We start from the raw sequence: 22,022 nt of genomic DNA, 5'->3' as shown, positions 1-22,022 counted from the left end.
CACTCTGAACAGCGAGAAACGAGTGTGCTTCAGAATCTATTGCTTGGTTGTGCGGAAAGAAAGGCTCACACTCAGATTGAGCGAGAGCCTCGAGAAATGCTTAAAGAATAATATCACGCACTTCTGGATCTTTACGATCTAGGTAGTGAGTCGACTTAATACGACGAATAGTACGGCATCGACCACGCACGAGAAGCGTTTCTGTGGTTGCGATATTGCCTTGGCGAGAGATGCCTTCTAGCAAGTCACCTTTAGTAATGCCTGTTGCTGAGAATACCACGTTGTCGCTGCGTGCCATGTCTTCCATTTTGAGGACAACATTCGCTTTTACGCCCATTTCATCGCAGCGTTTTAGTTCGTCTGCGCCGTAAATGCGGTTTTCTTCAGTATCGCCTTTTACTTCGTGACGTGGAAGTAGACGACCGTGCATGTCACCGTCTAGCGCTCGAATCACCGCGGCTGATACGACCCCTTCTGGCGCGCCGCCAATACAGTACATCATGTTCACTTCACTGTCTGGCATACAAGTCAGAATAGAGGCAGCCACGTCACCATCAGGCACCGCAAAGACACGTACGCCCATTGCTTGCATTTCTGCAATAACGTCATCGTGGCGAGGTTTCGCAAGGGTAATAACGACTAAGGTATCAAGTGGTTTGTTCAGGGCTTTTGCTACGTTCTCTAGGTTCTCTTTTAACGGCTTTTCTAAATCAATTACGCCTTTTGCACCAGGGCCAACAACCAGTTTTTCCATGTACATATCTGGCGCTTTAAGAAAGCTGCCTTTCTCACCTGCGGCAAGTACGGCTAGTGCGTTAGATTGCCCCATTGCCGTCATGCGAGTCCCTTCAATCGGGTCGACTGCAATATCTACTTCATCACCACCAATACCCACTTGCTCACCAATGTATAGCATTGGCGCATCATCGATTTCACCCTCACCAATGACAATTTCACCACTGATATCTGTTTTGTTCAGTAGGGTGCGCATAACTTCAACAGCTGCGCCATCGGCTGCATTTTTATCGCCACGGCCAAGCCATTTGTAACCAGCCAAAGCTGCACCTTCAGTCACACGGGAAAATGCCATTGCTAAATCGCGTTTCATGATGTCTCCAAGTAAGCAAGAGGGAAGAAGAATTTGCGCGGCGATTCTATCACAACGTAGGGTAAACGTTTGCCTTTTTGCGGAGCTTTTACTTTATCTAACTTGAATTTGATCAATACTTAGGGCGATTTTCAGCGTGGCGGGAGGCAAAATCCTTGCTCAAAAATGCTTCGGCGATAAGAAAAGTCAGCGTTTAGTGAGATTGCGCTGATTTTTTGACCGAATGATGCGAAATATCGAATATAGTGAGTGTTTCTCATCGCGACGCTGAGTAGAATGAACCTTATATAGGTTAGGTGTGCATCAATCTTGCACATCGTCCCAACGGAATAACATAGGTAGGCCAAGATGTCTTTTGAAGTACTAGAACAACTAGAATCTAAAATTCAAACTGCAGTTGACACAATCACTCTTCTTCAGATGGAAGTCGAAGAGCTGAAAGAAGATAAAGCTAAACTTGCGGAAGAAGCGAACGAGCTTCGCTCTCAACGAGAAGAGCTAGAGCAAAAAGCACAACAAGCACAGCAAGAGCATGCGCAATGGCAAGAGCGCATTCGTGCACTACTTGGCAAAATGGACGAAGTGGAATAATCCGGCTTCTTCATTCCAAATTAAAAACACCCGCGTTAAGCGGGTGTTTGTGTTTTGGGGAAGTAGGAAATCTTTGGACAAGCTCTATGCCTGATAGCCAAGAGAAGGTCCTATAACTTAGGTACCTAAGACTCGTTATTCTTCTTCTTCATCCAACTCTAAATCAATATTCAATGGCTCAGGCGACAGGATGATCCCAGTGCTATCAGCATAAATATAATCTTCAGGTAAGAAGCTGACGCCGCCAAAGTTGACTGGTACATCCAATTCGCCAATACCCTGACTGGTCGCTCCAACAGGAATAGAAGCGAGGGCTTGAATGCCTAAATTCATATCTTCAAGTTCATCTACTTCACGAACACAGCCGTAAACGACAATGCCTTCCCACTCGCTTTCTTCCGCAATAGTTGCGATTTCTGCATCGATAAGGGCTTTACGTAGGGAACCGCCACCGTCAATTAACAAAACACGACCAAGTCCATCTTGCTCTAATGTCTCGCGGAGCAACGAATTATCTTCAAAACACTTGATGGTGGTGATTTGCCCGGCAAATGAAGCGCGACCGCCAAAATTACTGAACATTGGTTCAACCACATCTACCTGATCGAGGTAGATATCACAGAGTGCTGAGGTATTGTATTCCATAGCGTACCTTTCTAAACAGAAATTGGTTGTCTTTGAGTATATCTAGGCATTAAGTCAATGCAATGACAATCCTTTTTTAACTTACTAGAGTTTGAGCTACCACAATTGTTGCAAACAAAACGTTGGTGACTAAAGAACATTTCACGATGACTGGCATCATTGGTGCTATCTGAGCGGGCTTTTGTGTATGCCAAACCGCTTTACCATGATCGGCCACGAAATAAATACTAAGTAAAAATGGCAAGCTAATCCAAACGGGTTTGTCTTGAATTAACAAGTAAGCCGCAAAGGCAAGAATAGCACCGCCAAGTAAAACAAAGTGGTACTGCTTGGCTTTGCGTTGACCCAAACGCACTGCGACCGTGCGTTTACCACACTCTCGGTCGTTCTCGATATCACGCATATTGTTGATGTTGAGTACTGCAACGGCGAGCAAACCGCAGCCTAGAGCAGGTAAGAATAGCGTGGTATCTACGTGACCAGTATGCAAGAAATAGGTACCGGATACGCCGAGTAGACCAAAAAACAAGAAAACTGAAATATCGCCAAGCCCCACGTAACCGTATGGTTTGCTACCCATGGTATAAGCAATGGCTGCGAGAATGGCCAAAATTCCCAGCCCGATAAAAGTGACAATGCTTTCTAGTGAGCTTAGTGAATAGAAAACTAACACTAAGCCAGAAATGGCGGTCAGAACGATGTTAAAGATAATCGCCTGTTTCATTTGTTTCGCACTTACCACGCCAGACTGCATCGCTCGTAATGGGCCAAGGCGTTTGTCGTTATCTGTACCTTGAACGGCATCGCCATAGTCGTTCGCAAGGTTGGATAGAATTTGCAGCAACGTCGCGGTTACGAAAGCCATGATGGCAATTGTCAGTGAAAAATGACCCGCCGAGTAGGCGAGTACGCTACCCGTTAAGATAGAGACTAACGCCAGAGGTAGTGTTTTTGGGCGAGCGGCTTCAAGCCAGATCTGTAAAGATTGTTTCATGGAAATTTCGTGCTAGTAACCAATGTGCCCAGTATAAGCACAAAGAGGCAGATACGCTATTGACCTAAAACAACTCAACTAAAAGTCAAAGGGTGAAGTAGAAGGAAAGCAGTTTCGATATTTGAGGCGATAAAATAGCCCTCTTTTTGGAAAGTGGAGGGTACTGAGAACGCTGCTATTAGATTCTTAGTCTCGCTTGAGCTCGCTAGAATGACGAGATCTTTTGATTTAGATGTTGTCAAAGTCACCGCCATTCTGAACAACGAGGAACGAGTGTGATTCAGAATCTATCGTCTGGTTGTGCGGTGGTTAAGGTGAGAGATGAAGAGTAAGCGTCTGCTGTTAGCAGATTCTTAGTCTCGCTTGAGCTCGCTAGAATGACCAGATCTTTTGATTTATGAGTTGTCAAAGTCACCGCCATTCTGAACAACGAGGAACGAGTGTGATTCAGAATCTATCGTCCGATTGTGCGGTGGTTAAGGTGAGCTGGAAAGAATAGGGTGTGCTGTTACTAGATTCTTAGTCTCGCTTGAGCTCGCTAGAATGACCAGATCTTTTGATTTAGGTGTTGTCACAGTAATCGTCATTCTAAACAAAAAGCCCAGAAACAAGGTTCTGGGCTTTGGTAAAATAGATTGCGATTAAAGAATAAAGCGGCTTAGATCTTCATCTTCAATCGTGTCGCCTAGGCGCTCTTTCACATAAGCGGCATCGATAACAAACTTCGCGCCAGATTGTTCTGCTGCATCGTAAGAGATTTCATCCATTAAGCGCTCCATAACGGTATGCAAGCGACGAGCACCGATGTTTTCTGTGCTTTCGTTGACCGTCCATGCCGCTTCCGCGATTTGCGTGATGCCATCTTCTGTGAACTCGATGTCCACATCTTCCGTTTTCATCAACGCAACGTACTGCTCTGTTAGAGAGGCTTTTGGCTCTGTCAGAATGCGTTTGAAGTCGTTGCTGCTTAGTGCTTCTAGCTCAACGCGAATTGGTAGACGACCTTGCAATTCTGGGATCAAGTCAGATGGTTTTGCCACTTGGAATGCACCAGATGCAACAAACAGAATGTGGTCTGTTTTTACCATGCCGTGCTTGGTTGATACTGTGCTGCCTTCAATCAATGGAAGCAGGTCGCGCTGAACACCTTCGCGTGAAACGTCTGGGCCTGAGCTCTCACCGCGTTTACAGATCTTGTCGATCTCATCGATAAATACGATGCCGTTGTTTTCAACGTTGAAAATCGCTGCTTCTTTTAGCTCTTCTTGGTTAACCAATTTCGCCGCTTCTTCTTCCGCTAACGCTTTCATTGCGTCTTTGATTTTCAGCTTACGCTTTTTCTTAGTATCGCCAGCCAGGTTTTGGAACATGCCTTGCAGCTGGTTGGTCATCTCTTCCATACCAGGAGGCGCCATGATCTCTACGCCCATTTGCGGTGCGGCTACGTCGATTTCAATTTCTTTATCGTCTAGTTGGCCTTCACGCAATTTTTTACGGAAAATCTGGCGAGTGTGAGAAGACTCTTCTGTTTGTTCTGCTTGACCCCAGCTATCACGTGCTGGTGGCAGTAGCGCATCAAGAATGCGTTCTTCCGCTTGCTCTTCAGCGCGGAATTTTACTTTTTCCATCGCTTGTTGATGCGTCATTTTTACCGCGACATCAGTCAGGTCACGGATGATAGTTTCAACTTCTTTACCAACGTAACCCACTTCTGTGAATTTTGTCGCTTCAACTTTGATGAATGGTGCATTTGCCAGTTTTGCTAGGCGGCGTGCTATTTCAGTCTTACCAACACCAGTAGGACCAATCATCAAAATGTTTTTTGGCGTCACTTCGGCACGCAAACTTTCTTCAAGCTGCATACGGCGCCAGCGGTTACGAAGTGCAATCGCAACCGAACGCTTGGCTTTTTCTTGACCGATAATGTGGCGGTTCAATTCATGAACGATTTCGCGAGGCGTCATTTCAGACATATTCTTTCCTTACTTCGTTACGATTACGCGGTTGGTTTTTCAGGCTCTACCGTTGAGTCTAGCTCTTCTACTGTGTGGTGGTGGTTGGTGAAGACACAAATATCACCCGCGATATTGAGAGCTTTTTCAGCGATCTCACGAGCATCTAGATCTGTGTTTTCTAGTAGGGCGGTTGCTGCAGCTTGTGCGTAAGCACCACCAGAGCCAATCGCAATCAGGTCGTGTTCTGGCTGTACGACATCACCATTACCAGTAATGATTAACGATGCAGTTTCGTCGGCAACGGCAAGCAAGGCTTCGAGCTTGCGCAGAGCACGATCGCTACGCCAGTCTTTGGCTAGCTCAACCGCAGCCTTAGTTAGGTGGCCTTGGTGCATTTGCAGCTTGCTTTCGAAGCGCTCAAAAAGGGTGAAGGCATCCGCAGTGCCGCCAGCAAAGCCCGCTAGTACTTGGTTGTTATATAAGCGGCGAACTTTGCGCGCATTACCTTTCATTACGGTATTGCCTAGAGATACTTGGCCATCACCCGCGATGACGACTTTATTATTTCGACGTACAGATACAATGGTAGTCACAGTCGACCTCTTGATTATTTCTCTTTGGATTTAATTCAGTATATGGGGGAGGGGAAATAGGGATTCAAGGGGGCAAAAAGAAAGGCCCTAGGATCTTAGCTCCTAGGGCCTGAGTTTAAAGATTTTCTTTCCAAATCGCACATGGCTCGATTTTCGCGCGTTGCAACTTGTGACGGTCACGTTCTGCATCACGTTTGAACTTATACGGACCTAGCACCACGCGATACCATGAGCTGCCTTCTTTCTTACGAATCTTGCTCGACATCCCTTGGAACGCGATTGCAAGTTTACGCTCTTCTGCTTGCGCCTGGGTTTTGTAAGCGCCACATTGCATGATGTAAGGAATTTTAGAAACTTCAATTTCTTTGGCCACAACTTCAACTTCACGTTTCGGTAGTGACTCAACATATTCCCACTTTTCTTCTGGTGGTGGCGGCAAATCTTTTTTCGGCTTTGGTTTGCTCACAGTGGTTGTTGGCTGTTTTACGACAGGTTGTTTTGGTTCTGGGTCGCTACTCAAAAGGTAAAGACCATAGCCAAAACCGCCCACAAGCAAGATAGCGAGCAGGCCACTACGCCAAGGCTTTTTTCTTCTCGGCGGCTGTTTTTTTGTCGACTTTTTTGGGGCGCCTCGCCCCCGTCTTACATAATCTCTATTTGCCACGGTTATTTCTGGTCATCAAGGATTCTTGCAAATATGTTAATCCAGAACGAGTTGAGAAAACACCCTATTGATAGAATCTTGATAGCTAAAGCGCGACAACGCTCGAGTGTAGGAGTGTGTTTCCGTTCTCGCTTATATTTATTCGGGGATATACAAAAAGCAGGAGGGGTAAATAAAAAGCGGCGCCTTAGCACCGCTTTGGGTATGAATACCTAATCTTTAGGTTAAGGGCGCTGTGGTGGCGCTGCACTTCCGCGAATGACGAGATTAGTTTCAAGCAAACGCGAGCCTGAATGCACGTCGTGGCCTTTTAACATCTCAAGCATCATTAGCATCGCTTGTCGACCAATCTCATAGCGAGGCTGAGAGATAGTGGTCAACGGCGGATCGCAGTACTGAGCGAAGTTAATGTCATCAAAGCCCACAACAGAGAGATCTTGCGGTACTCGTAAGCCAAGCTTTTTCGCTTCTTGAATTGCGCCGATGGCCATTGTGTCACAGTGACAGAAAATAGCCGTTGGTGGCTCAGGCAATTCGAGCAGTTTACGAACGGCTTTTGCTCCGCCATCAAAAGAGAACTCAGTAATGACACTATATTGTGGATCTTTATTGATGCCGGCACGGCGCAAGGCTTGTTGATAACCTTGCTGGCGGAACTGACACAATATTGCCGTATCTGGCCCCGAGATTTGCGCGATGCGTTTATGACCTAGTTGGGTTAGGTAATTCACCGCTTCAAATGCTGAGGTCAGGTTATCAATATGTACTGTCGGAAGTTCTAACTCTGGCGCAAATTCACACGCCATTACCATCGGAGGTAAGTTCTTTTGTTCTGGCTTACTGACATCGAACGGTAGATCTGTGCCAAGCAGTAGCATTCCATCCGCCTGCTTAGTAAATACGAGGTTAACGAAAGAACTTTCGCGTTTCTTCTGTTGTCCGCTATCGCCCAGCAGGACTAGATAGCCATGTTCCATGGCAGCATCTTCAATACCGCGAATAATTTCAGAAAAATAAGGATCACAGATGTCGGGAACGATAGTAACAATGGTTTTTGATTCGTTTCTACGTAAGTTACGCGCTAATGAGTTTGGAGAATAACCCGCTTCAAGTACGGCATCTTCTACTCTTTTTCTCGTTGAAGAAGATACTTTTTCTGGGTTCATTAATGCTCGAGATACCGTAGCCGTAGACACTCCCGCAAGCTGGGCAACATCCTTCATTGTCGCCATAGTTTTTAACCTCTCGTTTATTTTTTGCCAAGATGACGTTATTCCGGTTTGAAATCATAGTAATCACGCTGAGTTAGAGCAGCGTTTGCTCTTCGCTCAGTTCGTGTTAACAAGTGGAAAAATGGATTCTTCACTGCGACATCAATTTGTGGGAATAGTCATTGTTTTAATCTAAGCCTGTGCGAACAAGTCACTTTAGACTTTTCTAATTTGGATAGTCTATTCATTTCTAAAGTGAAAGTTACGGTCTGTTTAACAAAAATTGCAATCCCGTTGTGATGTTTGTCACATTAAATGGTAATTCATTACATAGTTAAACGTTTGCTAGCTGAGATCTTGTGGCTCTATGTCTAAATTCCAGCGAACTTTCTTGGCATTTGGCAACAACTCAATAGCAGGTTTGGCACTGGTTAATAACTTTTGCATCAATGAACGATGCTGGGTTTGAAGTAACAGCTGCCAGCGGTATTTGCCTGCACGTTTGGCGAGAGGTGATGGTGTTGGACCCAGCACCATGCAAGTGTCGTCAAATAAAGGATGCGATTCTAAGGTAAAGCGAACCTGACGTAAGAAGTCTTCAACCACTTCACTTTGGTTTGCTTCTGCTTTAAACAGAGTCAAGAAACTATAAGGCGGAAGCTGGGCGAGCTTACGTTCTTCCAGAGCTGTCATAGCAAAGTGACGATAGTCTTTTTGAAGTAGGGCTTGCAGCAAGCTGTGCTCAGGATGGTGAGTTTGCAGGATCACTTCGCCAGGTTTACTTGCTCGGCCAGCACGACCTGCGACCTGAATAAACAGCTGAGCTAATCGCTCCGAAGCGCGAAAATCACTACTATATAGAGAGCCATCAACATCCAAAAGAGCAACGAGCGTTACATTTGGAAAGTGGTGCCCCTTAGCCAGCATTTGAGTGCCTATCAGTATTTGGTATTCACCTTTACGAATCGACTCAAGGGCATCTTCCAAGCTACCTTTGCGACGTGTGCTGTCTCTGTCGATGCGAATGGCTTTGTATTCTGGAAACAACTGAGCCAATTGTTGTTCGAGCTGTTCCGTTCCTACGCCGACGGTAACCAGTTGAGTTGAACCACATCCCTGACACTGATGAATCACCGGTTGTTGTGAGCCGCAGTGATGGCAGCGTATTTCGTTGCTGTAATGGTGGAACGTATAGTACGCATCACAGCGTTTACATTCTGCAATCCAACCACATTCATGGCACATCAAAGCGGGCGAGAAACCTCGGCGGTTAAGAAACAACATAACCTGATTGCCCATTTTTAAGTGTTTGCGCATTTCGGCAATCAGTTGGGCGGATAAGCCACTTTCTAAATACTGACCTTTTACATCTAACACTTTATTGGTGGTTGGCACGGCAGAGCCAGCTCGTTGGGTGAGTGTTAAATGGTGATATTTACCAGACAGCGCATTATGTAGGGTTTCTAACGCTGGCGTCGCTGAGCCAAGGACAATCGGCACTTGCTCTTTATGGGCGCGCATGACAGCAACATCACGAGCGTGGTAACGCAAGCTGTCTTGTTGCTTATAAGAGGAGTCATGCTCTTCATCAACGATAATAATCCCCAAATCAGCAAAAGGTGTCAGTAGGGCTGAGCGCGTACCAATGATGATCCCCGCGGCTTTATCGCGAGCCGATAACCAGGCGTTCAAACGCTCTGTTTCATTCAAACCGGAATGAATCACATCTACTGGGACATTAAATCGATGTTTAAAGCGGTTGATGGTTTGGGGCGTTAGACCGATCTCAGGTACTAAAACTAATGCTTGTTTCCCTTGCTCTAGAACGGGCTTGATAAGGTTTAAGTAAACTTCGGTTTTACCGGATCCCGTGACCCCTTCTAATAAATAGCAAGCAAAGCCCGTTTGGCTATTTACACTGGCAATCGCGAGTGCTTGTTCATGGTTAAGCTTTGGTTTCTCTACCGCACACTCTACATTTTGACTCCATTTCGTAATGGTCGGCTTTTTCTCGATGCGCTCGACCCAACCTTTTTCTTCGAGATTTTTTAAGATGGTCGAGTTTACTTCTTGATCCAAGAGCTCTTGATGCGAGATTGGGCCGTTGATCATCATTTGGAGTGCACGCTGTTGTTTTATCGCACGTCCAAGCCCTTGCATGAGCTTATTTCTTCCTGCTTCTGTCAGTTGCCATTCTTGTAGCGTTGCAAAGTCGGCCGGTTTGCCTTTCCTCAGCGCGGCAGGCATTGCATTGTGTAGAGTGTCACCTAGAGGGTACTGATAGAACTGGCTGCACCAATTTAGCAGAGAATAAAGCGTCTCTGGCCATATCGGTTGGGAGTCTAATACCGCTTTGATTGGCTTAAGTTGATCTTTAGGAAAGTCGGAGTCGTTCACCATTGCGGTGACGATGCCGACTAAGGTTTGGCGTCCAAAAGGTACGGAAACGCGTCCACCAATGATCGGAAACAGGTGCCCCGGAATGGCGTAATCAAATTGTTTGTCGAGCGGAACGGGTAATGCCACTCTAGCAATGGTTGGACGCATAAATTCTTAGCTATTAAAAAGAGGGAAAGGAAATGAGAGTCTATTAAAATCGGTATGGAAATTCGAGTAAAGCTATGTGATTCAGCGTGAATCGTGCCTCTATGATTAGTCTGGCTAAAAAAGTGGCGAAAAAGTTGCCAAATGTGTTGATCCGAGCAATGTGATTCTTTACTATATCGCGCCTTGAGATATGGCTTCGGCAATTAGTTGATGCGGTATCCCATTTTATTATTAATTGCGTGTGGTGTGCGGCTTAGATTCGTATAGCGACACGGCCTACTATTGAGGTTATCCCATGAAAGCTGGTATCCACCCAGAATACAAAGCAGTAAAAGCGACTTGTTCTTGCGGCAACTCTTTTGAGTTCAACTCTACTCTAGGTAAAGAGTCTATCCACCTAGACGTATGTGACAAGTGTCACCCATTCTACACTGGTAAGCAACGTATCGTTGATACAGGCGGCCGTGTTGATCGCTTCAACAAGCGTTTCGGTGCACTATCAAGCGGTAAGAAATAATAGCAGCCGCTATTACGATTACAGTTTAGAAAAGGACGCTTCGGCGTCCTTTTTGTTTAATGGCTACCAAGCGAAGAGGGATGTATAGGGTTTGGAATATTCCCGATTATTTTTCACTCAGCGCTTGCAACCTAAAGTGTGATCTGTATAATGCAGCGCACTGGTTAAGCCAGTTGTGAACCAATGAGCAGTGAGGAGCGAGCAAATCTAAGGATTTGCGAGGTAATGTATACTCAGCTTATGTTCGCGGTTAATACAATTAGCTATCTTTTCTTCGGAAAAACTATCCTCAAAGGTGACTTTGGCATATAGGGATAGTTAATCGAAAATTAACTGACAATGCGTCCTAATCTTGGATGCTACGGTTTCACATAAATCAATCGGCATTCTCTCGTCTTGACGAGTTTGAGTGGCGATATTGTTTGTGTAATTTATTAAATTTGGAGCTCTGTCTCATGCAGAACCAACGTATCCGTATCCGCCTAAAAGCTTTCGATTACAAACTAATCGATGCTTCTACAGCGGAAATCGTTGAAACAGCTAAGCGCACTGGCGCACAGGTTCGTGGTCCAATCCCACTGCCAACTCGTAAAGAGCGTTTCACAGTTCTTATCTCTCCACACGTTAACAAGAAAGCACGTGACCAGTACGAAATCCGTACTCACAAGCGTCTAATCGACATCGTTGAGCCAACAGACAAGACTGTTGATGCTCTAATGCGTCTAGACCTTGCTGCGGGCGTTGACGTTCAAATTAGCCTAGGTTAAGGGAGATTAGAAGTATGATTGGTCTAATCGGTCGTAAAGTGGGCATGACCCGCGTATTTACTGAAGAAGGCGTTTCTATCCCAGTAACTGTTGTTGAGGTTGAAGCTAACCGTGTTTCTCAAGTGAAAACTCTTGAAACTGACGGCTACGCAGCAATCCAGGTTACAGCTGGTTCTAAGAAAGCTAACCGCGTAAACAAAGCTGAAGCAGGTCACTTTGCTAAAGCTGGCGTTGAAGCTGGTCGCGGTCTTTGGGAATTCCGTTTAGAAAACGGCGAAGAGTTCGAAGTTGGTTCAGAACTAACTGTTGAACTATTCAACGAAACTAAGAAAGTAGACGTTACTGGTACATCTAAGGGTAAAGGTTTCCAAGGCGCTGTTAAGCGTTGGAACTTCCGTACTCAAGATATGACTCACGGTAACTCATTGTCTCACCGTGCTCCTGGTTCTATCGGTCAATGTCAGACTCCAGGTCGCGTATTTAAAGGCAAGAAAATGGCAGGTCACATGGGTGCTGAGCGTGTAACGACTCAAAACCTAGAGATCGTACGTGTTGACGCTGAGCGCAACCTGCTTCTTATTAAAGGTGCAGTCCCAGGCGCAACTGGCGGCAACGTGATCGTTAAACCAGCTGTTAAAGCATAACGTCTCAGGAGTAAGTAATGGAACTAATGGTTAAAGGTGCCGATGCACTAACTGTTTCCGAAACTACTTTCGGACGTGAGTTTAACGAAGCTCTTGTACACCAAGTAGTTGTTGCGTACGCAGCAGGTGCTCGTCAAGGTACTCGTGCTCAAAAAACACGTTCAGAAGTTTCTGGCGGTGGCGCTAAGCCATGGCGTCAAAAAGGTACTGGCCGTGCGCGTGCTGGTACAATCCGTAGCCCAATCTGGCGTACAGGTGGTGTTACTTTTGCTGCGAAACCACAAGATCACAGCCAAAAAGTAAACAAAAAAATGTACCGTGGTGCTATGAAGAGCATTCTTTCTGAGCTTGTTCGTCAAGAGCGTCTAATCGTTGTTGATAACTTCTCAGTTGAAGCACCAAAGACTAAAGAGCTAGTTGCTAAGCTTAAAGAGCTTGAGCTAACTGACGCTCTAATCGTGACTAGCGAAGTAGATGAGAATCTATTCCTAGCTGCTCGTAACCTATACAAAGTTGACGCACGTGATGTTGCTGGTATCGATCCAGTATCTCTAATCGCGTTTGACAAAGTTGTAATGACTGCAGAAGCAGTTAAGCAAGTAGAGGAAATGCTAGCATGATCACTGAAGAGCGTATCCTAAAAGTTCTACGTGCACCGCACATCTCTGAAAAAGCAACTATGGCAGCTGAGAAAGCGAACACTATCGTTTTCAAAGTAGCTAAAGATGCGACTAAAAAAGAGATCAAAGCAGCTGTAGAAAAGCTATTTGAAGTTGAAGTTAAGTCTGTAAATACTCTTATCACTAAGGGTAAGACCAAACGTCAAGGTCTACGCCAAGGTCGCCGCAGCGACGTTAAGAAAGCGTACGTTACTTTGAAAGAAGGTCAAGATCTTGACTTCGTTGGCGGCGCGGAATAACAGGAGTAGTTAAAAATGGCTATTGTTAAATGTAAGCCGACTTCCCCTGGTCGTCGTCACGTTGTTAAAGTTGTTAACGCTGACCTACACAAGGGCAAGCCATACGCACCTCTTCTAGAGAAAAACTCTAAGAACGGTGGTCGTAACAACAAGGGTCGTATCACAGTACGTCACATCGGCGGTGGTCACAAGCACCACTACCGTGTAGTTGACTTCAAACGTACTAAAGATGGTATTCCAGCGACAGTTGAGCGTCTTGAATACGATCCAAACCGTAGCGCAAACATTGCTCTAGTTCTTTACAAAGACGGTGAGCGTCGCTACATCCTAGCACCTAAAGGTGTTGTAGCTGGTGATGTTATTCAGTCTGGTGTTGATGCACCAATCAAAGCTGGTAACACTCTACCAATGCGTAATATCCCAGTAGGTTCAACAGTACATAACGTTGAACTTAAGCCTGGTAAAGGTGGTCAGCTAGCTCGTTCGGCTGGTGCTTACGCTCAAATCGTTGCTCGCGACGGTGCGTACGTAACTATCCGTCTACGTTCTGGCGAGATGCGCAAAGTTCTTTCTGAAGGCCGTGCAACAATCGGTGAAGTTGGTAACTCTGAGCACATGCTACGTGAACTTGGTAAAGCAGGTGCATCACGTCATCGCGGTATCCGTCCAACGGTTCGTGGTGTTGTAATGAACCCGATTGACCACCCACACGGTGGTGGTGAAGGCCGTACTTCTGGTGGTCGTCACCCAGTATCTCCTTGGGGTATGCCTACTAAAGGCTTCAAGACTCGTAAGAACAAACGCACTGACAAGTACATCGTACGTCGTCGTAACAAGTAATCTATATAAAGAGGAATCGCCATGCCACGTTCTCTCAAGAAAGGTCCTTTTATTGACCTACACTTGCTGAAGAAGGTAGAGAAAGCGGTGGAAAGCGGAGACAAAAAGCCTATTAAGACTTGGTCCCGTCGTTCAATGATCATCCCTACGATGATCGGTTTGACCATCGCTGTCCATAATGGTCGTCAGCACGTACCAGTATTTGTAACTGATGAAATGATCGGTCACAAACTGGGTGAATTCGCACCAACACGTACTTACCGCGGTCACGCTGCGGATAAGAAAGCTAAGAAGCGCTAAGGAGTAAATAATGGAAGCAATTGCTAAACATAACTTTGCTCGCATTTCGCCTCAGAAAGCTCGCTTAGTTGCGGATCTAATCCGTGGTAAATCTGTTGACCAAGCTCTAGAAATCCTAACGTTCAGCAACAAAAAAGCTGCTGCACTAGTTAAGAAAGTTCTAGAGTCTGCTATCGCTAACGCGGAGCACAACGAAGGTGCAGATATTGACGATCTGAATGTCGCAAAAATCTTTGTAGATGAAGGCCCAACCATGAAGCGTATTATGCCTCGTGCTAAAGGTCGTGCGGATCGTATCTTGAAGCGTTCAAGCCACATCACTGTTGTTGTAGCAGATCGCTAGAGACTAGGAGAGTAAGCAATGGGTCAAAAAGTACATCCAAATGGTATTCGTCTAGGCATCGTTAAGCCTTGGAATGCTACATGGTTTGCTAACACCAAAGATTTCGCTGACAACCTAGACGGCGACTTCAAGGTACGTCAGTTCCTTACAAGTGAACTGAAAAAAGCGTCTCTATCACGTATCGTTATCGAGCGTCCTGCTAAGAGCATCCGTGTGACTATTCACACTGCTCGTCCAGGCGTTGTTATCGGTAAGAAAGGTGAAGACGTTGAGAAGCTACGCGCAGCTGTAGCTAAAATTGCAGGTGTACCAGCGCAAATTAACATCGCTGAAGTACGTAAGCCTGAACTAGATGCGCAACTTGTTGGTGACAGCATCGCGTCTCAGCTAGAGCGTCGTGTTATGTTCCGTCGTGCTATGAAGCGCGCAGTACAAAACGCAATGCGCCTAGGCGCTAAAGGTATCAAAGTGGAAGTAAGCGGTCGTCTAGGCGGCGCTGAAATCGCACGTTCAGAGTGGTACCGTGAAGGCCGTGTGCCTCTACACACTCTACGTGCTGACATTGATTACGCAACTTCTTCGGCTCACACTCAATACGGTGTGATCGGCATTAAAACTTGGATCTTCAAAGGTGAAATCCTAGGTGGTATGCCAGCAGCTAACGCTGTAGAGCCTAAAGGCGACAAGCCTAAGAAGCAGCGTAAAGGCCGTAAGTAAGGAGTCGACAGATGCTACAACCTAAACGTACTAAGTTCCGTAAGGTTCAGACTGGTCGTAACCGTGGTCTAGCTAAAGGTACTGATGTAAGCTTCGGCGAATTCGGTCTTAAAGCTGTTGGCCGTGGTCGTCTAACTGCTCGTCAAATCGAAGCGGCACGTCGTGCAATGACACGTCACGTTAAGCGTCAAGGTAAAATCTGGATCCGTGTGTTCCCAGACAAACCAATCACAGAAAAACCACTTGAAGTTCGTCAAGGTAAGGGTAAAGGTAACGTTGAGTACTGGGTAGCCCAAATCCAACCTGGTAAGGTTATGTACGAAATGGGTGGTGTACCTGAAGAATTGGCACGTGAAGCGTTCCGTCTTGCGGCACGTAAACTGCCTTTCAAAACTACATTTGTAACTAAGCAGGTGATGTGATGAAAGCACAAGATCTACGCGAGAAAAGCGTTGAAGAGCTTAACGCTGAGCTAATGAATTTGCTACGTGAACAGTTCAACTTGCGCATGCAAGCTGCGACTGGTCAACTACAGCAAACTCATACTCTGAAAGCTGTACGCCGTGATATCGCACGTGTGAAAACTGTTTTGACTGAGAAGGCAGGCGCATAATGAGCGAAGTAAAACGTACTCAACAAGGTCGTGTTGTTAGCGATAAGATGGACAAGTCTATCACTGTTGCTATCGAACGTTTCGTAAAACACCCAATCTACGGTAAATACGTAAAACGTACGACTAAAGTACACGCACATGACGAGAACAACGAGTGTGGCCTAGGCGACACAGTTGAAATCGCAGAGTGTCGTCCACTGTCTAAGACTAAGTCTTGGACTTTGGTAAAAGTTCTAGAAAAGGCGAAGATTTAATCTCGTTAATTCTATGAAACTAAAGCGGCTCCAAAATATTTTTGGAGCCGTTTATTTTTTGACTACCCAATCACAAAAAAGGGTGGTACAATTCGCGTCCCTTTTAAAGAGGCAGCCCGACCCGTGATGGGTCTAGTTATTAATATTTAGCGGAGCACTAACATGATCCAAATGCAAAGTATGCTGGACGCAGCTGATAACTCAGGCGCACGCAGCGTAATGTGTATTAAGGTTCTGGGTGGCTCTCACCGCCGTTATGCACATATCGGTGACGTCATCAAAGTTACTGTGAAGGAAGCAATCCCTCGCGGTAAAGTTAAAAAAGGTGATGTTCTGAAGGCGGTGGTAGTGCGCACCCGTAAAGGCGTACGTCGTCCTGACGGTTCTGTCATTCGCTTCGACCGAAATGCTTGCGTATTGCTAAACGACAATACTGAGCAACCAATCGGTACACGTATCTTTGGTCCTGTGACACGCGAACTTCGTGGCGATAAGTTCATGAAGATCGTTTCACTGGCTCCAGAAGTTCTGTAAGGAGCACGTAGAAATGGCAGCTAAAATCCGTCGTAATGACGAAGTAATCGTTCTTGCTGGTAAAGACAAAGGCAAGAAAGGTAAAGTAACTAAGGTTCTAGCAACTGGTAAAGTTATCGTTGAAGGTATCAACCTAGTTAAGAAGCATCAGAAACCTGTTCCAGCTATGGGTATCCAAGGCGGTATCGTAGAGCAAGAAGCAGCAATCGACGTTTCTAACGTGGCGATTTTCAACGCAGCTACTGGTAAAGCTGACCGTATCGGTTTCCGTTTTGAAGACGGCAAAAAAGTTCGTTTCTTCAAGTCTAACGGCGAAACCGTTTCTAACTAATAGAAGTAATTTGGAGTTCTACTATGGCGAAACTGCATGATTACTACAAGTCGTCTGTAGTCGCTGAACTGACCAAACAGTTCGGTTACACAAGCGTCATGCAAGTCCCTAGAATCGAGAAAATCACCCTAAACATGGGTGTTGGTGAAGCAATCAACGATAAGAAACTGCTAGAAAATGCAGCGTCTGATATGGCAACGATCTCTGGTCAAAAGCCACTTATCACAAAAGCGCGCAAATCTGTTGCAGGTTTCAAAATCCGTGAAGGCTACCCTATCGGTTGTAAAGTAACCTTGCGTGGCGAACGTATGTGGGATTTTCTTGAGCGTTTAATTAACATCGCTCTTCCACGTGTACGTGACTTCCGTGGTGTTAGCGCTAAGTCTTTTGACGGTCGCGGTAACTACAGCATGGGCGTTCGCGAGCAAATCATCTTCCCGGAAATCGACTTTGATAAAGTTGATCGTGTACGCGGTTTAGACATCACTATTACGACGTCTGCTGGTACTGATGAGGAAGGCCGTGCTCTGCTGGCTGCCTTTAACTTCCCATTCCGTAAGTAAGGTGAAGGGTTACTGTTATGGCTAAACAATCAATGAAAGCACGTGAAGCTAAACGTGCACAGCTAGTAGCTAAGTTCGCTGAAAAGCGTGCAGCGCTAAAAGCTATCATCAGCGATGTAAACGCATCTGAAGAAGATCGTTGGAACGCGGTTCTTACACTGCAATCTCTTCCACGTGATTCAAGTGCATCACGTCAGCGCAACCGTTGCAACCAAACTGGTCGTCCACACGGTTACCTACGTAAGTTCGGTCTAAGCCGTATTAAGGTTCGTGAAGCTTGCATGAAAGGCGAGATTCCGGGTCTTCGTAAGGCTAGCTGGTAATTGCCACTTAATCATTTGGAGTAAATCATATGAGCATGCAAGATCCGATTTCGGATATGCTGACCCGCGTTCGTAACGGTCAGGCAGCAAACAAAGTTGCTGTAAAAATGCCTTCTTCAAAGCTTAAAGTTGCAATTGCTGCACTACTAAAAGCTGAAGGTTACATCGTTGACTTCGCTGTTGAAGGCGAAGCAAAACCTGAGCTAGAAGTTACACTTAAGTACTTCCAAGCTAAACCAGTAATCGAGCAACTTAAACGTGTTTCTCGTCCAGGTCTACGTGTTTACAAGAAGAAAGATGAACTTCCTTCTGTAATGGGTGGTCTTGGTATTGCTATCGTTTCAACTTCCAAGGGTCTTATGTCAGACCGCGCTGCACGTAAAGCAGGTCTTGGTGGTGAAATCATCGCTTACGTAGCTTAATAAGGAGTAGACTATGTCTCGTGTTGCAAAAGCACCTGTCGCTATTCCAGCTGGCGTAGAGGTGAAACTAAACGGCCAAGAAATCACTGTAAAAGGTGCGAAAGGCGAACTAACTCGCGTTCTTAACGATGCAGTTGTAATCGCTCAGGAAGAAAATAACCTGACTTTCGGTCCTAAAGAAGGTGTTGCTAACGCATGGGCTCAAGCAGGTACTGCTCGCGCTCTAGTTAACAACATGGTTGTTGGTGTTACTGAAGGCTTTACTAAGAAGCTAACTCTTAAAGGTGTAGGTTACCGTGCTGCTATCAAAGGCAACGCTGTAGGTCTAACACTAGGCTTCTCACACCCAGTTGAGCACGAGTTGCCAGCGGGTATTAAAGCTGAATGTCCAAGCCAAACTGAAATCGTGATCACTGGTGCTGACAAGCAACTAGTTGGTCAAGTTGCGGCTGACATTCGTTCTTACCGTGAGCCTGAGCCATACAAAGGCAAAGGTGTTCGTTACGCAGATGAAAATGTGCGTACTAAAGAAGCTAAGAAGAAGTAAGGTAACACTATGGATAAGAAAGCATCTCGCATCCGTCGTGCTACACGTGCACGTCGTAAGATTGCAGAACTGGGTGCGACTCGCCTAGTTGTACACCGTACTCCTCGTCACGTGTACGCACAGGTTATCGCGGCTAACGGCTCTGAGGTTATCGCAGCAGCTTCTACTGTAGAAAAAGCGATCCGTGAGCAAGTGAAATACACTGGTAACGTTGATGCAGCTAAAGCAGTGGGTAAAGCTATTGCTGAGCGCGCTCTTGAGAAGGGCGTAACTGCAGTTGCATTTGATCGTTCTGGTTTCCAATACCACGGTCGAGTAGCGGCGCTAGCAGAATCTGCTCGCGAAGCTGGTCTGAAATTCTAAGGTAGGGTTGGAAGATGGCTAAAGAACAACAAGTTCAAGCGAATGATTTGCAAGAAAAGCTAATCGCAGTTAACCGCGTATCTAAGACGGTTAAAGGCGGTCGAATCATGAGCTTCACTGCACTAACAGTAGTTGGTGACGGTAATGGTCGTGTAGGTTTCGGTTACGGCAAAGCTCGTGAAGTACCTGCAGCGATTCAAAAAGCAATGGAAAAAGCGCGTCGTAACATGACTACGATCGCTCTAAACGAAGGCACTCTTCACCACCCAGTGAAAGGTCGCCATTCGGGCTCTAAAGTTTACATGCAGCCTGCTGCAGAAGGTACTGGTGTTATCGCAGGTGGTGCGATGCGTGCAGTACTAGAAGTTGCTGGTGTACACAACGTACTATCTAAAGCGTACGGTTCTACGAACCCTATCAACATCGTTCGTGCAACGATCGATGCACTAGGTAGCATGAAGTCACCAGAAATGGTTGCTGCTAAACGTGGTCTAACTGTTGAATCTATTTCGGAGTAAGAACACCATGGCAACTATTAAAGTAACTCAAACTAAAAGCTCAATTGGTCGTCTGCCAAAGCACAAAGCTACTTTGCGCGGTCTAGGTCTTCGTAAAATCAACCACACAGTAGAACTTGAAGATACTCCGTGTATTCGCGGTATGATCAACAAGGTTTACTACATGGTTAAAGTTGAGGAGTAATCAGAATGCGTTTGAATACTCTAGCACCGGCTGCTGGCGCGAAAACTTCTGCGAAGCGAGTAGGTCGTGGTATCGGTTCAGGCCTAGGTAAAACTGGTGGCCGTGGTCACAAAGGTCAAAAATCACGTTCTGGCGGCAGTGTTCGTCCAGGTTTCGAAGGCGGTCAGATGCCTCTGAAACAACGTCTACCAAAATTCGGTTTCACTTCTCGTAAGAGCCTAGTGTCTGCTGAAGTTCGTCTAGCTGAGCTAGCGAAAGTTTCTGGTGACGTAGTTGATCTAAACAGTCTTAAAGCTGCTAACATCATCACTAAGAACATCGAATTTGTAAAAGTTGTTCTTTCTGGTGAAATCAACAAAGCAGTGACTGTGAAAGGTCTACGTGTGACTAAAGGCGCTAAAGCTGCAATCGAAGCTGCAGGCGGTAAAATCGAGGAATAATCTCGAGGAACGAGGTACAGATGGCTAAGAAACCAGGACAAGATTTTCGTAGTGCTCAGAGCGGCTTAAGTGAACTAAAGTCGCGCTTGTTATTCGTAATTGGTGCACTTTTAGTATTCCGAGCCGGCTCCTTTGTGCCGATTCCTGGTATTGACGCTGCTGTACTTGCCGATTTGTTCGAACAGCAAAAAGGTACCATCGTTGAAATGTTTAACATGTTCTCCGGTGGTGCTCTTGAGCGTGCATCTATATTAGCATTGGGCATCATGCCGTATATTTCGGCATCTATTGTTGTCCAATTGCTAACTGTAGTTCATCCAGCGTTAGCTGAACTCAAAAAAGAGGGTGAAGCAGGCCGTCGTAAGATCAGCCAATACACACGCTACGGCACGCTTGTACTTGCAACCTTCCAAGCTATAGGTATTGCAACTGGCCTACCAAACATGGTCGACAATCTGGTTGTTATCAACCAAACCATGTTTACGCTAATTGCTACCGTAAGTTTAGTAACCGGTACCATGTTCTTAATGTGGTTAGGTGAACAAATTACAGAGCGAGGAATTGGTAACGGTATTTCGATACTGATTTTTGCAGGTATTGTTGCTGGATTGCCTTCTGCAATCGGTCAAACAATCGAGCAAGCGCGTCAAGGTGAATTGCATGTACTTCTTCTGTTGCTAATCGCGGTATTAGCTTTTGCAGTCATTTACTTCGTTGTTTTCATGGAACGTGGTCAACGCCGAATCGTCGTTAACTACGCGAAGCGTCAACAAGGTCGTAAAGTATTTGCTGCACAAAGCTCGCATCTGCCTCTTAAAATTAACATGGCAGGTGTAATTCCAGCGATTTTTGCATCAAGCATTATCTTGTTCCCAGGAACATTGGCTCAGTGGTTTGGTCAAAACGGCGAGAGCAGCGCGTTCGGTTGGTTAACTGACGTGTCTTTGGCTCTTAGCCCAGGTCAACCGTTGTATGTAATGCTTTATGCAGCAGCAATTATCTTCTTCTGTTTTTTCTACACGGCGTTGGTTTTCAACCCGCGTGAAACAGCAGATAACTTGAAGAAGTCTGGTGCATTCGTACCCGGTATCCGCCCAGGTGAGCAGACAGCGAAGTACATTGATAAAGTAATGACACGTTTAACCCTTGCTGGTGCACTGTACATTACCTTTATCTGTCTGATTCCCGAGTTCATGATGGTCGCGTGGAACGTACGTTTCTACTTCGGCGGTACATCGCTACTAATCGTAGTTGTTGTAATTATGGACTTTATGGCACAGGTACAGACTCATCTGATGTCTCAACAGTATGATTCTGTGTTGAAGAAAGCGAATCTGAAAGGCTACGGCCGTTAATCCGGCGGTAGACTCAGTTTCATTTACGGAGTTTAGCAATGAAAGTTCGTGCTTCCGTTAAAAAAATCTGCCGTAACTGTAAAGTAATCAAGCGTAACGGTGTCGTTCGCGTGATTTGCAGTGAGCCAAAGCACAAACAGCGCCAAGGCTAATTAGCAGAAATTTTTACTTGAAAATGAAGGTTGGGTCGAGTATATTCCTCGGCCTACCTTTTGCGTGC

33 protein-coding genes are annotated in these 22,022 nt (G+C 45.8%); 25 read left to right on the top strand and 8 right to left on the bottom strand.

Features of this window, described 5'->3' with window-relative positions:
* Window positions 1-100 precede the first annotated feature (100 nt).
* Window positions 101-1,108, bottom strand: a complete 1,008-nt coding sequence (glpX, locus tag L3V32_RS16045; protein ID WP_237284676.1) for a class II fructose-bisphosphatase — start codon at window positions 1,106-1,108, stop codon at window positions 101-103.
* 348 nt (window positions 1,109-1,456) lie between these two features.
* Between glpX and zapB the strand changes: the two genes are divergently transcribed.
* The gene (gene zapB, locus L3V32_RS16040; RefSeq protein WP_005379536.1) at window positions 1,457-1,699 is read left to right on the top strand and encodes a cell division protein ZapB; all 243 of its coding nucleotides are present in this window, start codon (window positions 1,457-1,459) and stop codon (window positions 1,697-1,699) included.
* Between the two features lie 135 nt (window positions 1,700-1,834).
* On the opposite strand, the gene rraA is transcribed toward zapB, so the two are convergent.
* The 7 genes from rraA to priA all read right to left on the bottom strand — a co-directional run bounded on the left by rraA (window position 1,835) and on the right by priA (window position 10,308).
* Window positions 1,835-2,344, bottom strand: a complete 510-nt coding sequence (rraA, locus tag L3V32_RS16035) for a ribonuclease E activity regulator RraA (RefSeq protein ID WP_237284675.1) — start codon at window positions 2,342-2,344, stop codon at window positions 1,835-1,837.
* 76 nt (window positions 2,345-2,420) lie between these two features.
* Window positions 2,421-3,338, bottom strand: coding sequence for a 1,4-dihydroxy-2-naphthoate polyprenyltransferase (locus L3V32_RS16030; RefSeq protein WP_124007387.1), 918 nt, complete (start codon window positions 3,336-3,338; stop codon window positions 2,421-2,423).
* Window positions 3,339-3,979: 641 nt separating this feature from the next.
* Window positions 3,980-5,311, bottom strand: a complete 1,332-nt coding sequence (gene hslU, locus L3V32_RS16025; protein ID WP_006742475.1) for an HslU--HslV peptidase ATPase subunit — start codon at window positions 5,309-5,311, stop codon at window positions 3,980-3,982.
* A gap of 23 nt (window positions 5,312-5,334) precedes the next feature.
* On the bottom strand, window positions 5,335-5,886 hold the full coding sequence (hslV, locus tag L3V32_RS16020; RefSeq protein ID WP_005383176.1) for an ATP-dependent protease subunit HslV: 552 nt from the start codon (window positions 5,884-5,886) through the stop codon (window positions 5,335-5,337).
* Window positions 5,887-6,001: 115 nt separating this feature from the next.
* Window positions 6,002-6,550 carry a cell division protein FtsN gene (gene ftsN, locus L3V32_RS16015; protein WP_017820300.1) on the bottom strand — a complete coding sequence of 183 codons (549 nt, stop codon included), beginning with the start codon at window positions 6,548-6,550 and terminating at the stop codon, window positions 6,002-6,004.
* Between the two features lie 224 nt (window positions 6,551-6,774).
* Window positions 6,775-7,803 (bottom strand): DNA-binding transcriptional regulator CytR, encoded by a 1,029-nt coding sequence (gene cytR / locus L3V32_RS16010; protein WP_254901949.1) that lies wholly within the window; start codon window positions 7,801-7,803, stop codon window positions 6,775-6,777.
* 303 nt (window positions 7,804-8,106) lie between these two features.
* Entirely contained in the window at window positions 8,107-10,308 is a 2,202-nt protein-coding gene (gene priA / locus L3V32_RS16005; RefSeq protein ID WP_237284674.1) for a primosomal protein N', read from the bottom strand.
* Between the two features lie 295 nt (window positions 10,309-10,603).
* Here priA and rpmE point away from each other — a divergent pair, with 295 nt between their 5' ends.
* The 24 genes from rpmE (at window position 10,604) to rpmJ (ending at window position 21,954) form a co-directional block, all read left to right on the top strand.
* A complete protein-coding gene (gene rpmE / locus L3V32_RS16000) occupies window positions 10,604-10,825 on the top strand; it encodes a 50S ribosomal protein L31 (protein ID WP_005379546.1) in 222 nt (73 codons plus the stop codon).
* A gap of 455 nt (window positions 10,826-11,280) precedes the next feature.
* Entirely contained in the window at window positions 11,281-11,592 is a 312-nt protein-coding gene (gene rpsJ / locus L3V32_RS15995; protein WP_004410492.1) for a 30S ribosomal protein S10, read from the top strand.
* Window positions 11,593-11,606: 14 nt separating this feature from the next.
* Entirely contained in the window at window positions 11,607-12,236 is a 630-nt protein-coding gene (rplC, locus tag L3V32_RS15990) for a 50S ribosomal protein L3 (RefSeq protein WP_005379555.1), read from the top strand.
* A gap of 17 nt (window positions 12,237-12,253) precedes the next feature.
* Window positions 12,254-12,856 (top strand): 50S ribosomal protein L4, encoded by a 603-nt coding sequence (rplD, locus tag L3V32_RS15985; RefSeq protein ID WP_005379556.1) that lies wholly within the window; start codon window positions 12,254-12,256, stop codon window positions 12,854-12,856.
* Window positions 12,853-13,155, top strand: a complete 303-nt coding sequence (rplW, locus tag L3V32_RS15980) for a 50S ribosomal protein L23 (protein WP_004398471.1) — start codon at window positions 12,853-12,855, stop codon at window positions 13,153-13,155. The genes rplD and rplW overlap by 4 nt, the downstream gene beginning before the upstream one ends.
* 15 nt (window positions 13,156-13,170) lie before the next feature.
* Window positions 13,171-13,995 (top strand): 50S ribosomal protein L2, encoded by an 825-nt coding sequence (rplB, locus tag L3V32_RS15975; RefSeq protein WP_005383168.1) that lies wholly within the window; start codon window positions 13,171-13,173, stop codon window positions 13,993-13,995.
* 21 nt (window positions 13,996-14,016) lie between these two features.
* The gene (gene rpsS, locus L3V32_RS15970) at window positions 14,017-14,295 is read left to right on the top strand and encodes a 30S ribosomal protein S19 (protein WP_004394525.1); all 279 of its coding nucleotides are present in this window, start codon (window positions 14,017-14,019) and stop codon (window positions 14,293-14,295) included.
* A 10-nt stretch (window positions 14,296-14,305) separates the two neighbouring features.
* Entirely contained in the window at window positions 14,306-14,638 is a 333-nt protein-coding gene (rplV, locus tag L3V32_RS15965) for a 50S ribosomal protein L22 (RefSeq protein ID WP_005383164.1), read from the top strand.
* 18 nt (window positions 14,639-14,656) lie between these two features.
* Window positions 14,657-15,355, top strand: coding sequence for a 30S ribosomal protein S3 (rpsC, locus tag L3V32_RS15960; RefSeq protein ID WP_005383161.1), 699 nt, complete (start codon window positions 14,657-14,659; stop codon window positions 15,353-15,355).
* Between the two features lie 11 nt (window positions 15,356-15,366).
* Window positions 15,367-15,777, top strand: a complete 411-nt coding sequence (gene rplP, locus L3V32_RS15955; RefSeq protein WP_005379577.1) for a 50S ribosomal protein L16 — start codon at window positions 15,367-15,369, stop codon at window positions 15,775-15,777.
* Window positions 15,777-15,968 (top strand): 50S ribosomal protein L29, encoded by a 192-nt coding sequence (gene rpmC, locus L3V32_RS15950; protein WP_005379576.1) that lies wholly within the window; start codon window positions 15,777-15,779, stop codon window positions 15,966-15,968. The genes rplP and rpmC overlap by 1 nt, the downstream gene beginning before the upstream one ends.
* Entirely contained in the window at window positions 15,968-16,222 is a 255-nt protein-coding gene (rpsQ, locus tag L3V32_RS15945; RefSeq protein WP_005379575.1) for a 30S ribosomal protein S17, read from the top strand. Before rpmC ends, rpsQ begins: the two co-directional genes overlap by 1 nt.
* A 162-nt stretch (window positions 16,223-16,384) precedes the next feature.
* Window positions 16,385-16,756, top strand: coding sequence for a 50S ribosomal protein L14 (gene rplN, locus L3V32_RS15940; RefSeq protein ID WP_004410450.1), 372 nt, complete (start codon window positions 16,385-16,387; stop codon window positions 16,754-16,756).
* A 13-nt stretch (window positions 16,757-16,769) separates the two neighbouring features.
* Complete coding sequence (gene rplX / locus L3V32_RS15935) at window positions 16,770-17,087, top strand: 50S ribosomal protein L24 (RefSeq protein WP_005379574.1); 318 nt, start codon at window positions 16,770-16,772, stop codon at window positions 17,085-17,087.
* A 23-nt stretch (window positions 17,088-17,110) separates the two neighbouring features.
* Entirely contained in the window at window positions 17,111-17,650 is a 540-nt protein-coding gene (gene rplE / locus L3V32_RS15930; RefSeq protein WP_005379573.1) for a 50S ribosomal protein L5, read from the top strand.
* A 17-nt stretch (window positions 17,651-17,667) separates the two neighbouring features.
* Window positions 17,668-17,973, top strand: coding sequence for a 30S ribosomal protein S14 (gene rpsN, locus L3V32_RS15925; protein ID WP_012841173.1), 306 nt, complete (start codon window positions 17,668-17,670; stop codon window positions 17,971-17,973).
* 29 nt (window positions 17,974-18,002) lie between these two features.
* Window positions 18,003-18,395, top strand: a complete 393-nt coding sequence (gene rpsH, locus L3V32_RS15920; protein WP_005379572.1) for a 30S ribosomal protein S8 — start codon at window positions 18,003-18,005, stop codon at window positions 18,393-18,395.
* A gap of 13 nt (window positions 18,396-18,408) precedes the next feature.
* Complete coding sequence (gene rplF, locus L3V32_RS15915; protein WP_005392377.1) at window positions 18,409-18,942, top strand: 50S ribosomal protein L6; 534 nt, start codon at window positions 18,409-18,411, stop codon at window positions 18,940-18,942.
* A gap of 9 nt (window positions 18,943-18,951) precedes the next feature.
* Window positions 18,952-19,305, top strand: a complete 354-nt coding sequence (gene rplR / locus L3V32_RS15910; protein ID WP_005379568.1) for a 50S ribosomal protein L18 — start codon at window positions 18,952-18,954, stop codon at window positions 19,303-19,305.
* 14 nt (window positions 19,306-19,319) lie between these two features.
* A complete protein-coding gene (gene rpsE / locus L3V32_RS15905; protein ID WP_004745894.1) occupies window positions 19,320-19,823 on the top strand; it encodes a 30S ribosomal protein S5 in 504 nt (167 codons plus the stop codon).
* A 7-nt stretch (window positions 19,824-19,830) separates the two neighbouring features.
* Window positions 19,831-20,007 (top strand): 50S ribosomal protein L30, encoded by a 177-nt coding sequence (gene rpmD / locus L3V32_RS15900; RefSeq protein ID WP_005379565.1) that lies wholly within the window; start codon window positions 19,831-19,833, stop codon window positions 20,005-20,007.
* Between the two features lie 5 nt (window positions 20,008-20,012).
* Complete coding sequence (rplO, locus tag L3V32_RS15895; protein WP_005383155.1) at window positions 20,013-20,447, top strand: 50S ribosomal protein L15; 435 nt, start codon at window positions 20,013-20,015, stop codon at window positions 20,445-20,447.
* A gap of 20 nt (window positions 20,448-20,467) precedes the next feature.
* Entirely contained in the window at window positions 20,468-21,802 is a 1,335-nt protein-coding gene (gene secY, locus L3V32_RS15890; protein WP_005379562.1) for a preprotein translocase subunit SecY, read from the top strand.
* Window positions 21,803-21,840: 38 nt separating this feature from the next.
* Entirely contained in the window at window positions 21,841-21,954 is a 114-nt protein-coding gene (gene rpmJ / locus L3V32_RS15885; RefSeq protein ID WP_000868186.1) for a 50S ribosomal protein L36, read from the top strand.
* The last annotated feature ends 68 nt before the right edge of the window (window positions 21,955-22,022 follow it).

Origin of the sequence: Vibrio sp. J2-4 (genome assembly GCF_021728155.1) — a bacterium.
Taxonomy (GTDB): Bacteria; Pseudomonadota; Gammaproteobacteria; order Enterobacterales; family Vibrionaceae; genus Vibrio; species Vibrio diabolicus.
This window is presented reverse-complemented; position numbering and strand designations above follow the sequence as displayed.

Excerpts from the sequence above, each read along its gene's own strand:
- glpX (WP_237284676.1), bottom strand. The coding sequence starts at position 1,108 with ATGAAACGCGATTTAGCAATGGCATTTTCCCGTGTGACTGAAGGTGCA.
- zapB (WP_005379536.1), top strand. The coding sequence starts at position 1,457 with ATGTCTTTTGAAGTACTAGAACAACTAGAATCTAAAATTCAAACTGCA.
- rraA (WP_237284675.1), bottom strand. The coding sequence starts at position 2,344 with ATGGAATACAATACCTCAGCACTCTGTGATATCTACCTCGATCAGGTA.
- L3V32_RS16030 (WP_124007387.1), bottom strand. The coding sequence starts at position 3,338 with ATGAAACAATCTTTACAGATCTGGCTTGAAGCCGCTCGCCCAAAAACA.
- hslU (WP_006742475.1), bottom strand. The coding sequence starts at position 5,311 with ATGTCTGAAATGACGCCTCGCGAAATCGTTCATGAATTGAACCGCCAC.
- priA (WP_237284674.1), bottom strand. The coding sequence starts at position 10,308 with ATGCGTCCAACCATTGCTAGAGTGGCATTACCCGTTCCGCTCGACAAA.
- rpmE (WP_005379546.1), top strand. The coding sequence starts at position 10,604 with ATGAAAGCTGGTATCCACCCAGAATACAAAGCAGTAAAAGCGACTTGT.
- rpsJ (WP_004410492.1), top strand. The coding sequence starts at position 11,281 with ATGCAGAACCAACGTATCCGTATCCGCCTAAAAGCTTTCGATTACAAA.
- rplC (WP_005379555.1), top strand. The coding sequence starts at position 11,607 with ATGATTGGTCTAATCGGTCGTAAAGTGGGCATGACCCGCGTATTTACT.
- rplD (WP_005379556.1), top strand. The coding sequence starts at position 12,254 with ATGGAACTAATGGTTAAAGGTGCCGATGCACTAACTGTTTCCGAAACT.
- rplW (WP_004398471.1), top strand. The coding sequence starts at position 12,853 with ATGATCACTGAAGAGCGTATCCTAAAAGTTCTACGTGCACCGCACATC.
- rplB (WP_005383168.1), top strand. The coding sequence starts at position 13,171 with ATGGCTATTGTTAAATGTAAGCCGACTTCCCCTGGTCGTCGTCACGTT.
- rpsS (WP_004394525.1), top strand. The coding sequence starts at position 14,017 with ATGCCACGTTCTCTCAAGAAAGGTCCTTTTATTGACCTACACTTGCTG.
- rplV (WP_005383164.1), top strand. The coding sequence starts at position 14,306 with ATGGAAGCAATTGCTAAACATAACTTTGCTCGCATTTCGCCTCAGAAA.
- rpsC (WP_005383161.1), top strand. The coding sequence starts at position 14,657 with ATGGGTCAAAAAGTACATCCAAATGGTATTCGTCTAGGCATCGTTAAG.
- rplP (WP_005379577.1), top strand. The coding sequence starts at position 15,367 with ATGCTACAACCTAAACGTACTAAGTTCCGTAAGGTTCAGACTGGTCGT.
- rpmC (WP_005379576.1), top strand. The coding sequence starts at position 15,777 with ATGAAAGCACAAGATCTACGCGAGAAAAGCGTTGAAGAGCTTAACGCT.
- rpsQ (WP_005379575.1), top strand. The coding sequence starts at position 15,968 with ATGAGCGAAGTAAAACGTACTCAACAAGGTCGTGTTGTTAGCGATAAG.
- rplN (WP_004410450.1), top strand. The coding sequence starts at position 16,385 with ATGATCCAAATGCAAAGTATGCTGGACGCAGCTGATAACTCAGGCGCA.
- rplX (WP_005379574.1), top strand. The coding sequence starts at position 16,770 with ATGGCAGCTAAAATCCGTCGTAATGACGAAGTAATCGTTCTTGCTGGT.
- rplE (WP_005379573.1), top strand. The coding sequence starts at position 17,111 with ATGGCGAAACTGCATGATTACTACAAGTCGTCTGTAGTCGCTGAACTG.
- rpsN (WP_012841173.1), top strand. The coding sequence starts at position 17,668 with ATGGCTAAACAATCAATGAAAGCACGTGAAGCTAAACGTGCACAGCTA.
- rpsH (WP_005379572.1), top strand. The coding sequence starts at position 18,003 with ATGAGCATGCAAGATCCGATTTCGGATATGCTGACCCGCGTTCGTAAC.
- rplF (WP_005392377.1), top strand. The coding sequence starts at position 18,409 with ATGTCTCGTGTTGCAAAAGCACCTGTCGCTATTCCAGCTGGCGTAGAG.
- rplR (WP_005379568.1), top strand. The coding sequence starts at position 18,952 with ATGGATAAGAAAGCATCTCGCATCCGTCGTGCTACACGTGCACGTCGT.
- rpsE (WP_004745894.1), top strand. The coding sequence starts at position 19,320 with ATGGCTAAAGAACAACAAGTTCAAGCGAATGATTTGCAAGAAAAGCTA.
- rpmD (WP_005379565.1), top strand. The coding sequence starts at position 19,831 with ATGGCAACTATTAAAGTAACTCAAACTAAAAGCTCAATTGGTCGTCTG.
- rplO (WP_005383155.1), top strand. The coding sequence starts at position 20,013 with ATGCGTTTGAATACTCTAGCACCGGCTGCTGGCGCGAAAACTTCTGCG.
- secY (WP_005379562.1), top strand. The coding sequence starts at position 20,468 with ATGGCTAAGAAACCAGGACAAGATTTTCGTAGTGCTCAGAGCGGCTTA.
- rpmJ (WP_000868186.1), top strand. The coding sequence starts at position 21,841 with ATGAAAGTTCGTGCTTCCGTTAAAAAAATCTGCCGTAACTGTAAAGTA.